The sequence below is a fragment of the Blautia sp. HCP3S3_B11 genome (assembly GCF_052064435.1).
Taxonomy (GTDB): domain Bacteria; phylum Bacillota; class Clostridia; order Lachnospirales; family Lachnospiraceae; genus Blautia_A.
The window spans coordinates 17131-33762 of record NZ_JBQHVP010000011.1; the positions used below are offsets into that span (position 1 = coordinate 17131).

Here is a 16632-nt window from a genome sequence, read left to right on the forward strand (position 1 = left end):
ATTATTTTATGCGATCAAATGAAAAATTTTGGAATAGACAATAAAATATTGACACCATATACGATACCACATATAATATAGATAGTAGGTATAACAAATGTCAAAGTGGGATAAACTGATAGCACGTATATGTAATTTATCAAAAGACCTCCGATTTGATGAGTTACGAAAGGTATTGGAAAGCTACGGATACGAAATGAATGCACCAAGAAGTGGAAGCAGTCATTACACTTTTAGAAAGCAAGGGTGTATGCCAATTACAATACCAAAGCACGAACCAATCAAGAAGGTGTATGTAGAAATAGTAAGGCAGATTGTAGAAAGTGAGGCGAAGAATGATGAAGACGCTGAATGATTATATGGCAATGTCCTATCGTATGGAAATTGTGGAAGACAAAGATGAAGGCGGATTTGTAGTTTCTTATCCGGATTTGCCTGGATGCATTACTTGTGGTGAGACAGTGGAGAGTGCGGTAGCAAATGCACTGGATGCAAAAAAAGCATGGATTGAAGCTGCATTGGAAGATGGTGTAGAGATTCATAAACCAGACAGTTTGGAAGATTATTCCGGACAGTTTAAATTGAGAATTCCACGAAGCCTACACAGATCACTGGCAGAGCATTCTCAGAGAGAGGGAATCAGTATGAATCAATACTGTGTGTATCTACTTTCCAGAAATGATGCGGTGTTTTCAAAATAAATGTTGTCAAGTTTATTTACAGCATTTATAATGCTTTGGCAACAAATTGGCAACAGAAAATCAGCGAGCCAAAATAATATATGAAACAGAAATAAAATAATGGCAAGAAAGATACAAAACTTAAACAAATATATTTAAGAATATCTTTGGACTTGCCGAGTTTGAATAATAAATTTGGCATATTAAGAGACTGGAAAGCCTTGAAAACAAGGCGTTTCCGGTCTCTTTGTTTATGCTTTGGTTCTATTATCAGGCGGAATAGTAGAGTCCTAATCATAATAGCAGTATTGATTGGAAATATGTTCAGTAGTGTTTGGAATAGATATAAACTTATTCTTCAATTTCGGTAAAATCAAAAGTTACAACATCTGTTTTTTTTAAGTGCTCTGATGAATGTCCTAAGAGGTATTCGACAGGATTAGGAAAATATTTCAGAGGACATTTGTTTGGTAGGGTAATTGGTGATAAATCGATATCGTTGAGATGCTTCATGCATTGTTTGAACCACTTTCTGGTTATGGTGTCATCATATTCGTGGAGAACCGAATAATTAAGTGTGCGATGAAATTTCATGGCTTCCAGGAGACGCAGCATATTTTTTTACTTTGGGAAGGTAAGAACAGTTTTGAATTATTTCTTTCGCTCTGTTATATGTATAGAAATCTCCGGTACCACACATTTGTCTGAGCAGTTTTTGTACGGTAGAAATGGGATTTTGATTTTTACCGGAGATTAACTCTAATTCAGACAAGTTTTGGATTTTCTTATCGTTATATAATTTATTGCGTTTAGAACGCAACTCGAAGCGAAAGGTAAGAGCTATGCAATTATAAGGGATTTAAACAAAGAATTGGAACAAAAAGGTTTTATCACTATTTCGGGTAAAGTTCCAAGGAAGTACTTAGAAGAACGTTGCCATGGAATAGCAGAAAGAGAAGCCTAGGTAGCAGATGTCTCAGAGGTAATTTTATGCCTCTGAGGCAGAAAGGAGAGATATACTTGACGGTAAAACAGCCTGCAAATAAAAAGTCAAGGCTAAATTGAAAGAACATTGAAAAATTTATACAGATTGAAAATTGGGTATCAAAATAAGACCACCACGCCAGTGCTGGTCTGAAAATCTTGGTGGATAATTAAGACTCTGGAAGAGATGCGAGATATTCTTTCACTCGTCAGTAGTAGATTCTTAGAAACTTGTTGGCACCTGAAGTCATATAGACATAGTAAGGCTTTAAAGACAATTTCAAAAGATAGATTGTTGATAGAAAGTGATGGACCATATTCAAAAGTTGATGGAAAAAAGTTTTCACCGTCATTATTACGGGAAGAGTATGAACTTATAGCAAAATCGCTTGATGAACCGGAATTGATACGAGTTATTTTTAATAATTTCAAAAATCTATTGCTGACTAAATAAAAGAATAATGCTGACACAAGTCCACGCAGGCTGGAGCAATATAATTGACAGTAAATCAGAACGAGAAAGGTTTATGGGATGTTCAGTTCTATTACAGGGATTGGACCGGGAAAAGCGTAAAGAAACATAAACGAAATTTTAAAACGAAAAGAGAAGCAGTAGCATGGGTTAATCAGTTTACAATGCAACAGGCTCACAATCTGAACATGGATTTCAAGGCTTTCTGGGAGATATACAGGAATGATATGAAGGAGCGTCTGCGTGAGAACACCATGAGAGGCAAAGATTACATTGTAGAGTTAAAAATTTTACCCTACTTTGGAAACCGAAACACCTCAGAGATATCAGCAGAAGATATCCGAGAGTGGCAGAACACGTTACTGAAGGAAGGGTATTCTCAGACATATTTGCGTACTGTGAATAATCAGCTCTCCTGCATTTTTAACTATGCTGTAAAGTATTATGATCTTCCGAGGAATCCATGCCGTCAGGCAGGAACTATTGGGAAAAGTAAAGCAGACGAGATGAATTTTTGGACACAGGATGAATTTGAACAGTTTATTTCCTGTATGGAAGATAAGCCAACTTCCCATTGTGGTTTTATGATTTTATACTGGACAGGATGCCGAATTGGCGAATTGCTGGCTCTTACATTAGAAGATTTTGACGAGGAAGAAAAAACGCTCAGGATAACTAAGTCCTATCAGAGAATCGGGAACAGAGATGTGATTACTGATCCGAAAACAAAAAAAGGAAAGAGAATCATCACATTACCGGATTTTCTCGTAACAGAGTTAAAGGAGTACACAGGTAGGCTGTACGGACTCATGGCAAGAGACAGATTGTTTCAGAACACGACAAAAGCATACTGGGAACATGAAATACAGAGAGGTGTTGAGTTATCAGAGGTAAAAAGAATCCGATTACATGATCTTAGATATCCAAACGTTTGGATTTTTTTCGGCACTCTCACGCCAGCATGCTGATTTCCAAATTTGGGGCACAGCCTAATCTGGTAGCAGACAGACTGGGATATGAAAAGATTCAGACAACACTATCTACATATTCTCATTTGTATCCAGACCAGTCACGAAAGCTGGCAGATCAGTTGGAGAGGTTAGCGGAAGCGGATGAAAATTAATGGAAGGAGCCGAAAAATATGCCAGGGCAGCACATCAATCCAACAATAGCGTTTCGTCCTACGCCATGGGAAAAGTCAATGATTGAAGAACGAGTAAAAGCCAGTGGGTTGTATAAGAAAGATTTTATAGTAAGGAACTGTATATATTCTAATATTGTCGTGGTAGGGACAAAACAACGAGTGCAGTACTTAGATGAAGCGACCTTTTCCATTGATACTCGTACTGAAGCTTTGGTACAGGATGGAATGGATAAGCTTATAAAAACAGAATAGATTGTATGCCCTGTTTGCGGCAGGAAAACGCACAACAAAATATCATTTCATTCCAAATAACTGCATTTCGTTCTTTTTAAATGAAATGTAGTTATTTTTATGATAAAATAATAATTTAATATAGGGGAAATTGTGAAATTTAGAGCTTATTTGAAGGAGGTACATTTCATGGAAATCGTAAAGAAAAAAAGCAACGCTGGAGATCAGAGGATGGCTTGATACACAGACAGCACCTCAGTTACAGGAGGCACTTTCAGAACTTGAGGATAGCATTACAAGCCTCGTGTTTGACTTTGCAAAGCTTGAATATATTTCTTCAGCAGGACTGCGTCAGGTAATCGTTGCATATAAGAAGATGATGGGTAAGGATGGATTTAAGATTATAAATGTTTCGGATGAAGTATTTGATATTTTCAGACTTACCGGATTTGACCAGCAGATAGAAATCGAGAGATAAGATATAAGGATTGCTGATGTTTATATAACGTTATTCTACGAGGTATTCAGGTAGTGTATTGCTGAGGACTGAGTGGTCAGCAATTTGATTCATGGATGATATAGAATGAAATTATACAGAATCAATATCAGGAATTTTAATGATCCGCTGCAGGATAAAAAGCTTCTCGAACTGGTTGACGAGAGGCGAAGAAAAAAGGCCATCAGGTATCTTCAGCCTGATGACCGGAAAAGAAGCCTTGGAGCAGGTATCATCATCAGAAAAATTCTTAATGAAAATGGATTTTCAGAAAATAATCTGAAGTATTCCGAAAATGAAAAACCATTTGTGGACAACCTCTTTTTTAATGTGTCACATGCAGGGGATTATGTAGTCGGTGTATTATCAGACTGCGAAGTCGGATGTGACATTGAAAAGAACAGTAAAGCGCCACTTGAGGTAGCAGAACATTATTTCTACTCCACAGAACTTGAATATATAAGATCTGCGGATGACAAAAACAGAGCATTCTTTACACTCTGGACGTTAAAAGAAAGCTACATGAAGATGACTGGAAAAGGAATGAGCCTTGCACTGGACTCGTTTGAAGTAATTCCGACAGAGAATGGATTTATCCTCGGAAAATCTTCAGAGAAAAACTGTTTTTTTAAGACTCTGGAATTCGATGGATATATTTTTTCTGTCAGTAATGAAATGGAGTTTGCTCTTGACGAAGAGAAGTTCTGCGATATTCTGTAATGGAATAAATTTTATATGAGCTACCGGGAAAGAGAAAACGATAGCAATTGGAAATGTGACGTCTGCAAATTGTGGACGTCATGTTACTGTTTGCGGGATAGTGGCGTGTGAACAGTAACGAAAGAGTTTCCCCGATTTCACATTAACTCTTGAAAGATTATGCAAAATAAGGTAAAATTAAGGAGCCAAAATACATTTATATCATGTATGATTTTTTATAACTTAGGATATTTTGCATAATTAAAATCGTGAGGTTACGAGGCCTAAATTGTAGAAAACTCTGACAGGAAACGAGAGTATACATCTGGTTGGTTATTTTAAGATACATTAGAAGAACAAACAGATCGTCAATGAATTTTAAGCATCTCCGGCAGACATATCCGGAGATGTTTTACTGTTACCTGAAACGGAGTGAACAGTAATGTTTGGCTTTTCGGTCTGAAGGGAGCAATAGAGAAGTATGATAAAAGATTCTGACAATGTAAAACTGCTGGAATCGGGAAAAAAGCCAGCAAAGAGAAAGATTCTGGTCGTAGAGGACAATGAACTGAATCGTGAAATCCTTTCTTCTTTTCTGGAAGTGAGATTTGAAGTTCTTCTTGCGGAGAATGGGGAAGAAGGACTTAAGATTCTCAGGGAATATTACAGAGAATTATCTGTAGTATTACTTGACATCTGCATGCCAGTGTGTGATGGATTTGAATTTCTCAGACGGAGAAATACGGATAAAGTATTATCAACAATACCGGTCATTGTTATGACCGGAAGTAATTCGAAGGATGCGGAGATTCAGTGTCTGGATATGGGTGCGGTTGATTTTATTCCGAAACCTTATAATTTTAAAATCGTAATGGGCAGAATCAACAGTGTAATAAAGTTAAGAGAGTCTGTGCTGACACTTACAGCGGTAGAGCATGACGAACTTACCGGAATTTATACCAGACAGGCATTCTTCTATCATGCCAAAGCACTTCTGAAGGATAAGGCGGAGGAGAAATTTCATCTGGTAGTTGCCGACATCAGAGATTTTAAACTGATTAACAGCAGTTATGGAGATAAGATCGGGGATCAGGTTCTGTGTTATCTGGCCCGGGCATATACAAAGATGATACCGCGTGGTCTGGTATCCAGATATGGAAGTGATCAGTTTGTATGCCTTGCTTACGGGGAGATGGATCTGTCGTTAGATATAATGAAGAGAGTGACAGAAGAAATTGCGGAGAATGCTCCGATTCCGAATCTTATGATCAAGTACGGAATTTATGAAAATATTGATATTTCGTTACCGGTTTCCGTAATCTGTGACAGAGGATTTATGGCGATCCGCAGTATTCGTGATAATTATGAGTACAGCATTGCATATTATACGAAAGAGTTAAACCGGAAACAGATGTTTGACAGAAAGCTGGAGAACCGATTTGACAGTGCGATTCGTGATAAAGAATTTACATCATATTTCCAGCCGAAATATGATGTAAAAACAGAGAAAATCGTAGGAGCAGAGTCCCTGGTACGCTGGATCAATCCGGATGGTTCTATGGTGATGCCGGGGGATTTTATTCCGCTATATGAGAAAGATGGCCTGATCGTAAAACTGGATGAATATATATTCAGACATGTATGTGAATTTCAGCGAGAACTTATGGAGAAAGGACAGAAACTGGTTCCAATCTCGGTAAATCTGTCACGTGCAAGTATTCATCATACAGGCGTTGTAGATCGTTATGTTGATATCATAAAAGAAACGGGAATTCCATTTTCCTATGTGCCAATTGAACTGACAGAGACGGCTACGCTTCATAATATGAAGATCAGAGACTTTACAGAGAGACTTGTAAAGGCTGGGTTTGCATTACATATGGATGACTTTGGATCCGGATATTCTTCGCTGATCACGTTGAGTGAACTGCCATTTAATGCATTAAAGATTGATAAGAGTCTGATTGACTGTATCGGGCAGGATAAAGGAAGAATGATCGTACAACAGGTGACGATTCTTGCACATGGACTCGGCATGAATGTGATCGCCGAAGGTGTGGAGAGTGCAGCTCAGGTAGAACTTCTGAGAGAAATGGGCTGTGATGCTATTCAGGGATTTTATTATTCCAGACCATTGCCGAGAGCTGAATTTGTGGAGAAGCTCTGTGGAGCGTAATCTTCCTTTTCCTTCGCACTCTGCTGGGCTGTCTTATTTGCATTATTTTGTAGAATGGCTATAGTAAAAAAACGGGAAATCATCCAGATCTGGATGATTTCCCGTATATATTTTTATAAAATTGCAAATCAGATGTTTAACAGATCGCTGTATACTTTCAGTGCTCCGTCAGTGTCGTGTGCGAGAACACGTTTGGCAAGGACCTTACCAAGCTGTACACCTTCCTGGTCGAAGCTGTTTAAGTTCCATACGAATCCCTGGAACATGATCTTGTTCTCGAAGTGAGCAAGTAATGCACCAAGAGAAGCCGGTGTCAGTTCTTCACCTACGATGATACTGGAAGGACGACCGCCCGTGAAGTTCTTGTTGAGGTTCTCGTCTTCTTTACCGCATGCAAATGCTACGATCTGAGCTGCAACGTTAGCGCAGAGTTTCTGCTGGCTTGTGCTGTTCTCGATATCAACATCTACACCAAGCTGGCTCTTCTTAAAGCCGATGAACTGAAGCGGAACGATATCAGTTCCCTGATGTAGTAACTGATAGAAGGAATGCTGTCCGTTTGTACCTGGCTCACCGAAGATAACCGGTCCTGTCACATAGTTTACAGGTTCACCGAAACGGTTTACAGATTTACCGTTGGACTCCATATCACACTGCTGTAAGTGTGCAGGGAAACGGCTTAATGCCTGAGAGTATGGAAGAACTGCTGTAGCAGGATATCCCTGTACGTTTCTCTCATAAACACCGATCAGGGCGTCAAGCATATCCGGGTTCTCAAGGATGTTCTTGTTTGTAGCAAGCTTGTCCTCAGCAGCAGCTCCATCGAGGATCTGTGCAAATACTTCAGGACCGAAAGCAAGGGAAAGGATCGCACCGCCTACACCGGAAACGGAAGAGTAACGTCCGCCGATATAGTCATCCATAAAGATTGCTGTAAGATAATCTTCGCTCTTTGCCAGAGGTGATGTCTCGCTTGTTACGGCAAGCATATGTTTGGATGGGTTTAATCCTGCTTTAACCAGAGCATTCTTTACGAAGGCTTCATTTGTCAGTGTTTCAAGAGTTGTACCGGATTTGGACACAACGATGAACAGAGCATGAGCAAGGTCTACGGAAGCAAGAACAGCAGCTGCGTCATCAGGATCTACGTTGCTGATAAATTTAGCTTCCATCTTGGATGTGTTGTTTGCTTTAGCCCAATTCTCAAGAGCAATATATAATGCACGAGGACCTAAATCACTTCCACCGATACCGATTTGTACAACAGTTGTGAATTTCTCGCCGTTTTCGTTAGTAATCTCACCTGCGTGAACTTTATTTGCGAAGTCTGCGGCTTTCTTCTGCTGTGCAACGTAGAATTCACGTTTGTTGACACCATCAACTACTACGTCTTCGCCAAGCTGTGTACGTGCAAGGTGATGAAGAACCATACGTTTCTCTCCTGTGTTGATCACAGCACCGTTGTATAATTCCTGGAATTTGTCAATAAGCTCAGCCTCATCTGCCAGTTTTGCAAGTGCATCCAGAACTGTCTCATCAACCTGTTTTGCAGCGTAGTTGTAAGTTAAGCCGGCTGCCATCGGTGTGCTGTATTTCTTTACACGTTCAGCACCTTTCTCGCCTGCCATGGCATCTGCAATATTTACATGACCTTTCAGTTCGGCAAGTTTGCTGTAAGAAGCAAGGGTATCTAGATTTTTCCATGTTGCCATAATAATATTCCTCCTTTAAATGACTGCCTCCATACGGTGACAGTTGTCTAATGCAATTATACTTAATAATTGTTTTAATTTCAATGCAAGGATGCATGGAATTTAAGGATATTTTGCAGGTATCTTGTTTATTTTTCATAAATAAGTTGCTTTACGACAGGGAAAAGCCGTATAATGAAAGGGTAGCAATACATTAATGAAAGGAAACAGATCAACATGGAGTTTTGGGACATTTATGATAAAGACAAGAAACCGACCGGACGCACAATGAAGAGAAATGACTGGTGCTTAAAGGATGGAGAATATCATCTGACAGTTCTGGGTGTGGTTGCAAGACCGGATGGAACTTTCCTTATAACAAAACGCGTAATGACGAAAGCATGGGCACCAGGCTGGTGGGAAGTATCCGGCGGAGCTGCTCAGGCGGGAGAGGAATCTTACGAAGCTGTTTTGCGTGAGGTAAAAGAGGAAACAGGTCTGGATGCACGTGGTGCAGAAGGTGGATATCTTTTTACATATAAAAGAGAGAACCCGGGTGAGGGCGATAATTATTTTGTGGATGTGTATCGCTTTGTGATGGACATTAACGAGAAGGATCTGCATCTGCAGACAGAGGAAACAGACGGATATATGTTTGCTACAGTTGATGAGATTAAGGCATTTGCGGCAGAAGGAAAATTTCTGCATTATGACAGCATAAAGAAAGCGTTTGAACTGCAGCCGGATTGATATAAGAATTCCTGAAGGGAACTGTAGATGAAAAATTTAACCGAATCAAGTAAGTCCCGCTTCAATTGCGAAGAGCAATAAGCAGTGGGCTTACTTGATTCGGTTACGATAAACCTTACGGTAATATATAATGTGCAACAAGTCGAGAGAAACTTGTCGGCACACTAGTGGCAGATAGTATAGTGGAAATGTTGGGGGATATTTTACATGGAAAACAAGAGGATTATATTTAATGACTTAATAAAATACGGGGAAGAATATTCGTCCAGTATGAATGACTATCTTTATGCCTACGATATTGTGAACGATGTATATTACATTTCCAAGAGAGCGGTAGAACGTTTCAGGATTCCGACATCGGTTTTTCATGATGTGATGAAAACACATGAACTTTTTGTATGTCCGGAAGACAAGAAGATGTTTGAAGAGGAATTTGACCAGATTCTCTCCGGAAAGAAAACAAAGCACAACATGGTTTACCGCTGGATGGATCGCGAAGGAAATCCAATCTGGATAAACTGCCGTGGAAATATAGTAAAAGACGAGGACGGAAATCTGCGTTATCTGATTGGTTGTATCAATGAGATCGGTGCAAATCCGATGGCAGACAATACCAGCGGACTTTTAAGAGATAGGGTATTTGCAGATCTTCTGGAACGTAAAAACGGATATTTCAGAGGATACGTTCTCAGACTGGGAATTGATGAATTCAAGAAACTGAATGAGAGACTGGGAACCGCTTACGGAGATAAAGTTATCCGTGGGGTGGCAGGCTGTATTCGGGAAAGTCTTGGCTGTGGAGAGCAGGTTTACCGTATCATAGGGGATGAATACCTGGTCGTTAATGATGTTGGCGGAGATCTGGAAAGTGGAGTGGAGCTTTATAATAAGATTCGTGCAAACATTGAACATCTGATGGAGAAGCTTCAATATAAAGCTGTGTTTACCATATCAGCCGGACTGTACGGCGGTGACGGAAGCGAAAAGATTGAATATACCGCTCTTGAAAAGCAAAGCCTGTTTGCCTTGAACCATGCGAAGGAACTTGGAAGAAATCAGGTTTACGTCTACAATGAGGAAGATTATAAAGTATTCTTAAGAGAACGACAGATTACCAGAGAACTGAGAAAATCCGTAAATCATAATTATGAAGGATTTTCCCTGAATTATCAACCGATCATTGAACTGAAAGATCAGAGTCTGTATGCGGCAGAATCATTGCTTAGATTCCATACCTCTGAGGGCGAATTTATTTCTCCGATGGAGTTTGTACCGCTTCTGGAGAATTGCGGTCTGATCATTCCTGTGGGAAGATGGATCATGGATACCGCTATGACGATGTGTGAAGAATGCAGAAAGATTTATTCAAACTTCAAGATCAGTATCAATCTGTCTTATATTCAGCTGCTTAAGAGTGCATTGGTTGAGGATTTCCACAATATTCTCGTGAAGCATTCTCTTTCCACGGAAAGTATTATCCTGGAACTGACGGAGAGTGGATATCTGGAGACATCCAAGAATGTCCAGCACATGTGGGAGAGTTTTAAGGAGATGGGTGTCTGTATCGCGATGGATGATTTCGGTACGGGATATTCGAACCTGAAAAATATCGGAAGACTTTCTCCGAACACGGTGAAGATTGACCGCAGCTTCACGATGCAGGCGTTAAAGAACGAATATGAACATAAACTGTTAGATCATATTATAGATATGATACATAGCCTGAACCTTAATGTTGTGATAGAGGGGATTGAGACGAAAGAAGAACTGGAATTGATCGCTAAAATGAAACCGGATTATATTCAGGGATATTATTACAGCAAGCCATGTTCGGCGGAGCAGTTTAAAGAGAAATACGGGATAACGAAATAGTAAAAATAGTAAGCGTTTTTGGATCTTCTAAAATTCTGAGATATATTGTGTGAATTTATAAAAAACCATCATACAGAACCGATGCAACGAAAAAATATTTCGATGTTGTTGGGAATGTATGATGGTTTTTGTAATAACTGGAAATTATTTACAATACGAAATTGCTATTGATTGATTTTTGAGTAATGTTTCAAAATAATTAGTTTCTGGGATTTCCGTCAATTATTTCATAGCATTCTTAATAGCTGACAGTAATTCATCATAAGCTTCATACGCCGGGATATCCGGGTAGTCAGCTTTGATCTTATCAGTGCTTCTGAAAAGGAATCCGGCTTTACTTGCCTGGATCATACCAAGGTCATTGTAGGAATCACCACTTGCAATCGTATCAAATCCGATAGACTGTAAAGCTTTGACAGTGCTTAATTTGGACTGTTCCACTCTCATCTTGAAGCCAGTGATCTCACCGCTGTCTGCAACTTCAAGAGTGTTGCAAAACAGTGTCGGTCTGCCAAGCTTTTCCATTAGAGGTGCAGCAAACTGTGTGAAAGTATCACTGATCAGGATGACCTGAGAGAAGGAACGAAGTTCATCCAGAAATTCCTTAGCACCTGGAAGCGGGTCAATTTTTGCGATAACATCCTGGATCTCTTTCAGTCCGAGACCATGTTCTTTCAGAATGCCAAGTCGCCAGTTCATTAATTTATCATAATCCGGCTCATCACGGGTAGTTCTCTTAAGTTCCGGGATTCCGCTGGCTTCTGCGAATGCAACCCAGATTTCCGGCACCAATACACCTTCTACGTCAAGACATGTAATATACATAATAAAAATCCTCCTTTGTTATTAAACATAGTCCGGAATCCATCTGATTTTACAGAATATTATTTTCGGACTTTTGTATTTTATCGCTGTACTCAGTGAAACTATATTAACATACTTTCCGGGCAGACGCAATTTCTGGATTATAAAAAATACAAATTGTTATTGATAAAAATGATTGACATTCCACATATGCATCATTATAATAAAAAAATAGTTAGTGTACTAACTAAATGGAAAGCCATAAAACTTCCCACTTTCAGGATTCTATGTACTGGTATTCTGAAGAGGTGGGATTTTATCAGCTTGCTATAAATCAGAAAGTAATGAAGCGGATTACAAATATCTGACTGACAGGAGGTGCAGGAGCGATAGAGGAAGAAATGAAACAGAGACTAAAGGATATGCATGTTGGCAGACTGATCCATATTTTGTCACATTCCATGCGGCGGCATAATCCGACCGAAGTGATGGAGAATGATGATCTGACAACGATGCAGAAGCATGTGCTGAAATTCATTCTTCTCGAAACGATGCATCGGGATCTTTATCAGAAAGATGTTGAAGAGGAATTTCAGGTCAGAAAGCCAACAGCGACCGGAATTCTGAAGCTGATGGAGAAGAATGGCTATATTTACAGAGAGAGTGCCAGACAGGACGCACGTCTGAAACGGATTGTCCCTACCGAAAAGGCAGAGAACATCCGCTCGGCAATTCTTAAGAGCATCGAGGAAAATGAAGAGGCAATGGTTCGGGGAATCCCGAAAGAAGATGTGGAGCTGTGCAAGCAGGTTCTGTGGCAGATGTATGAAAATCGCAGAAGCGTATGTAATTGTCTGGCAGATCAGGAGAAAAAGAGACAGTCACAGGAAGTTGATGATGTTCATGGTAAAGAAGAACATTGTGAACATAAAAAGTAATGAGAGGTAACAATTATAAAGAATAAGGAGGACATCGACAAAGATGAATAAGAAACTTTTAAGTTCCGTCCGGGAATACAAGAAGCAGTCTGTACTGGCTCCGATCCTTGTAGTCCTGGAAGTACTGATGGAAGTTCTGATTCCGCTGGAAATGGCGAAGATCATCGACGTAGGTATCGCAAACGGCGATATAAGCTATATCATCCAGCGAGGAGTCATCCTTGTTGTCATGGCAATGCTTTCTCTGTTCTTCGGTGTACAGGCCGGAAACATGGCGGCAGTTGCGGCAGCAGGATATGCAAAGAATTTACGACATGATATTTTTTACAAGGTGCAGGATTTTTCCTTCAAAAATATCGACCACTTTTCAACCTCAGGTCTGGTCACACGACTGACTACAGATATCACGAACGTGCAGCAGGCGTATATGATGAGCATCCGTCTCCTTGCCAGAGCACCGTTTATGATCATTCTGTCATGGATCATGACACTGACCATTAACAAGGAAGTTGCTTTACTTTTCCTGGTCGTAGTTCCGCTTCTGGGCGGTACATTGATCTTCATTGCAAAGAAAGCACATCCGCATTTTATCAAAGTATTTGATGAGTACGATATCCTGAACAATTCTGTACAGGAAAATGTAAATGCATCCCGCGTAGTTAAGGCATTCGTAAGAGAAGACCATGAGATTGAGAAATTCCATGGAATTTCCAAATACGTTTACAACCTCTTTACTAAAGCAGAGAAGATTGTTGCATGGAATGCTCCGGTTATGCAGTTTATGATGTATACCGTAATTATTATCATTGTTGCCATCGGTGGAAGAGGAATCGTTCTCGGCGGCATGGAGACAGGTGAACTGACAAGTGTTATCGTTTACGCACTTCAGATTCTGATGTCCCTGAACATGGTAACTTTCGTATTTGTTATGATCATGATTGCACAGGCGTCTACAGACCGTATCATTGAAGTTCTGGATGAAGTTCCGGAAATGCAGGATAAGGCTGATGCAGTAAAAACAGTGGCAGATGGTTCTATTGATTTCAATCATGTAGATTTCAGCTATGCAGGAGAAGGCGGAAACCTTTCCCTGAAGGATGTAAACCTTCATATTAAATCAGGTCAGACCGTCGGTGTTATCGGTGGAACCGGTAGTGCCAAATCTACTCTGGTACAGCTGATTCCGAGACTCTATGATGTCACGAAGGGAAATGTACAGGTTGGTGGCGTAGATGTCCGTAACTACAGTCTGGAGGTTCTTCGTGACCAGGTTTCTATGGTACTGCAGAAAAACGTGCTTTTCTCCGGAAGCATTTATGAAAACATCCGCTGGGGCGATGAACATGCCAGTGATGAAGAAGTTCAGCGAGTTTGTAAGCTTGCTCAGGCAGACGGATTCGTCAGTGAATTTCCAGATGGCTATAACACTATGATCGTTCAGGGCGGTAATAACGTATCCGGTGGACAGAAGCAGCGTCTGTGTATTGCCAGAGCACTTCTTAAGAAACCGAAGATTCTGATTCTGGATGATTCTACCAGTGCGGTAGATACCAGAACAGATGCCCTGATCCGTAAGGCTTTTCGCGAGGAAATCCCGAACACAACAAAGATCATTATTGCACAGCGAGTTTCTTCTATTGAGGATGCAGACCAGATCATCGTACTGGATGACGGTAAGATCGTAGGTGTGGGAACATCAGAAGAACTGCTTAAGACAAACGATATTTACAGAGAAGTATATGAATCACAGGTCAAAGGAGGCGGAGACGATGAATAAGAAAAAAAAATTGGATCAGAACACCATCAAAACTGCCAAAAGACTTCTGAAATATATGACAGCAACTTATAAAGCACAGTTTATCCTTGTGTTTATCTGTATCTTTATCAGTTCAGCAGCCAGCATTTCTGTTTCTCTGTCATTGAAATTCCTGCTGGATGATTTTATCATTCCGCTGATCGGACAGACAGATCCGAACTTTGCAGAACTGTATAAGGCGCTTTCCGTTCTTGGCTGTATTTTCCTTCTTGGTGTAATTGCTACATTTATCTATACCAGAACAATGGTTTATATCGGTCAGGGCGTGCTGAAACGTGTCCGTGACGATATGTTTGAACATATGCAGACTCTCCCGATCCGCTACTTCGATCAGAACACAAACGGATCCATCATGAGTCTTTATACCAACGATACCGACACACTGAGACAGATGATCAGCCAGGCGATTCCGCAGGCATTGATGGCATTGTTTACAATCATTGTTACATTTATTTCCATGCTGGTGTTAAGCCCGCTGCTTACAATCCTGGCAGTTGTAATCATTTTCGTCATGTTGAAAGTCACGAATAAAATCGGTTCTAACAGTGGTAAATACTTCATTCGCCAGCAGGTATCTCTGGCAGACGTGACTGGTTTCGTGGAAGAGAGAATGAACGGACAGAGAGTTGTAAAAGTTTTTAACCACGAAGAGCAGTCCAAAGAAGAATTTGACAAACTCAACGAAGCACTTTTCGAAAGTTCTGCAAATGCAAATAAATACGGTAACATGATGGGACCTGTAATTGGTAACATTGGTAACCTGCAGTTTGTTTTAACAGCTGTACTTGGCGGACTTCTCTCTGTAACAGGAGTCGGCGGCATCACTCTTGGGGTCATAGCTTCCTATCTGCAGTTTACAAAGAGCTTCACACAGCCGTTTATGCAGGTGGCACAGCAGTTTAACGCAATCGTTATGGCTCTGGCTGGTGCAGAACGAATCTTCAAGCTCATTGATGAGAAACCGGAAGAGGATGAAGGCTATGTAGAACTTGTAAATGCGAAGAAAGATGCCAATGGAAACATCATAGAATGCAAAGAAAGAACAGGTATGTGGGCATGGAAACATCCGCATTCCGCAGACGGTTCTGTAAGCTACACAGAGCTGACAGGAGATGTACGTTTCGAAGATGTTACCTTCGGTTATAACCCAGATAAAGTAATTCTGAAAGACATCAGCCTCTTTGCAAAACCAGGACAGAAACTTGCTTTCGTAGGTTCTACCGGTGCCGGTAAGACAACCATCACAAACCTGATTAACCGTTTCTACGATATTCAGGAAGGTAAGATCCGTTACGACGGAATCAACATCACGAAGATTAAGAAAGACGACCTCAGACGTTCTCTGGGAATTGTACTTCAGGATACTCATCTGTTCACTGGAACTATTATGGAAAATATCCGCTATGGTAAACTGGATGCGACAGATGCGGAAGTATACGAGGCAGCAAGACTGGCTCATGCAGACCAGTTCATCAAGATGCTTCCGAATGGATATGACACTATGTTAAGCGGTGACGGCGAGGAACTTTCCCAGGGACAGCGCCAACTTCTCTCTATCGCCAGAGCAGCCGTAGCCAACCCGCCGGTGCTGATCCTGGATGAAGCAACTTCAAGTATCGATACCCGTACAGAAAGTATCGTACAGAAAGGTATGGATAACCTGATGAAAGGCCGTACCGTATTTGTAATCGCCCATCGACTCTCAACCATCAGAAACAGCGATGCCATCATCGTACTGGATCATGGTAAGATCATCGAAAGAGGCGACCATGAAGACCTCATTAAGTTAAGAGGAACTTATTATCAGCTTTATACTGGTAAGCTGGAGTTATCTTAAAGGATTATTTTTATATAGAGTTATATGGATTAAAAGGTATGC

At 40.5% G+C, this 16632-nt stretch carries 15 protein-coding genes; 13 read left to right on the top strand and 2 right to left on the bottom strand.

Annotation, left to right across the window (positions count from 1 at the left end):
• The first annotated feature begins 97 nt into the window (after positions 1-97).
• The 8 genes from ACTNC0_RS10045 to ACTNC0_RS10080 all read left to right on the top strand — a co-directional run bounded on the left by ACTNC0_RS10045 (position 98) and on the right by ACTNC0_RS10080 (position 6882).
• A complete protein-coding gene (locus ACTNC0_RS10045) occupies positions 98-355 on the top strand; it encodes a type II toxin-antitoxin system HicA family toxin (RefSeq protein ID WP_441087251.1) in 258 nt (85 codons plus the stop codon).
• The gene (locus tag ACTNC0_RS10050) at positions 339-701 is read left to right on the top strand and encodes a type II toxin-antitoxin system HicB family antitoxin (RefSeq protein WP_441087339.1); all 363 of its coding nucleotides are present in this window, start codon (positions 339-341) and stop codon (positions 699-701) included. Before ACTNC0_RS10045 ends, ACTNC0_RS10050 begins: the two co-directional genes overlap by 17 nt.
• 1258 nt (positions 702-1959) lie before the next feature.
• The gene (locus tag ACTNC0_RS10055; protein ID WP_441087252.1) at positions 1960-2118 is read left to right on the top strand and encodes a hypothetical protein; all 159 of its coding nucleotides are present in this window, start codon (positions 1960-1962) and stop codon (positions 2116-2118) included.
• Between the two features lie 44 nt (positions 2119-2162).
• Positions 2163-3104, top strand: coding sequence for an Arm DNA-binding domain-containing protein (locus ACTNC0_RS10060; protein ID WP_441087253.1), 942 nt, complete (start codon positions 2163-2165; stop codon positions 3102-3104).
• Between the two features lie 173 nt (positions 3105-3277).
• Positions 3278-3532 carry a hypothetical protein gene (locus tag ACTNC0_RS10065; RefSeq protein WP_441087254.1) on the top strand — a complete coding sequence of 85 codons (255 nt, stop codon included), beginning with the start codon at positions 3278-3280 and terminating at the stop codon, positions 3530-3532.
• A gap of 202 nt (positions 3533-3734) precedes the next feature.
• Positions 3735-3989: an STAS domain-containing protein gene (locus ACTNC0_RS10070; protein WP_441087340.1), complete on the top strand. Its 255-nt coding sequence runs from the start codon at positions 3735-3737 to the stop codon at positions 3987-3989.
• A 105-nt stretch (positions 3990-4094) separates the two neighbouring features.
• Entirely contained in the window at positions 4095-4727 is a 633-nt protein-coding gene (locus ACTNC0_RS10075; protein ID WP_441087255.1) for a 4'-phosphopantetheinyl transferase family protein, read from the top strand.
• 460 nt (positions 4728-5187) lie between these two features.
• Entirely contained in the window at positions 5188-6882 is a 1695-nt protein-coding gene (locus tag ACTNC0_RS10080; protein ID WP_441087256.1) for a two-component system response regulator, read from the top strand.
• Between the two features lie 128 nt (positions 6883-7010).
• Here the strand turns inward: ACTNC0_RS10080 and ACTNC0_RS10085 are convergent, their stop codons facing one another.
• On the bottom strand, positions 7011-8594 hold the full coding sequence (locus ACTNC0_RS10085; RefSeq protein ID WP_441087257.1) for a glucose-6-phosphate isomerase: 1584 nt from the start codon (positions 8592-8594) through the stop codon (positions 7011-7013).
• Positions 8595-8810: 216 nt separating this feature from the next.
• Here ACTNC0_RS10085 and ACTNC0_RS10090 point away from each other — a divergent pair, with 216 nt between their 5' ends.
• Entirely contained in the window at positions 8811-9323 is a 513-nt protein-coding gene (locus ACTNC0_RS10090; RefSeq protein ID WP_441087258.1) for an NUDIX hydrolase, read from the top strand.
• A gap of 207 nt (positions 9324-9530) precedes the next feature.
• Entirely contained in the window at positions 9531-11195 is a 1665-nt protein-coding gene (locus ACTNC0_RS10095) for a bifunctional diguanylate cyclase/phosphodiesterase (RefSeq protein WP_441087259.1), read from the top strand.
• A gap of 222 nt (positions 11196-11417) precedes the next feature.
• Here the strand turns inward: ACTNC0_RS10095 and thrH are convergent, their stop codons facing one another.
• Complete coding sequence (gene thrH / locus ACTNC0_RS10100) at positions 11418-12020, bottom strand: bifunctional phosphoserine phosphatase/homoserine phosphotransferase ThrH (protein ID WP_117675585.1); 603 nt, start codon at positions 12018-12020, stop codon at positions 11418-11420.
• Between the two features lie 380 nt (positions 12021-12400).
• Between thrH and ACTNC0_RS10105 the strand changes: the two genes are divergently transcribed.
• From ACTNC0_RS10105 to ACTNC0_RS10115, 3 genes are read left to right on the top strand one after another with little or no spacing between them, the layout of a single operon-like run.
• Complete coding sequence (locus ACTNC0_RS10105) at positions 12401-12937, top strand: MarR family winged helix-turn-helix transcriptional regulator (protein ID WP_441087260.1); 537 nt, start codon at positions 12401-12403, stop codon at positions 12935-12937.
• 43 nt (positions 12938-12980) lie between these two features.
• Positions 12981-14714 (top strand): ABC transporter ATP-binding protein, encoded by a 1734-nt coding sequence (locus ACTNC0_RS10110; protein ID WP_441087261.1) that lies wholly within the window; start codon positions 12981-12983, stop codon positions 14712-14714.
• Positions 14707-16590, top strand: coding sequence for an ABC transporter ATP-binding protein (locus tag ACTNC0_RS10115; RefSeq protein ID WP_441087262.1), 1884 nt, complete (start codon positions 14707-14709; stop codon positions 16588-16590). Before ACTNC0_RS10110 ends, ACTNC0_RS10115 begins: the two co-directional genes overlap by 8 nt.
• Positions 16591-16632 lie beyond the last annotated feature (42 nt).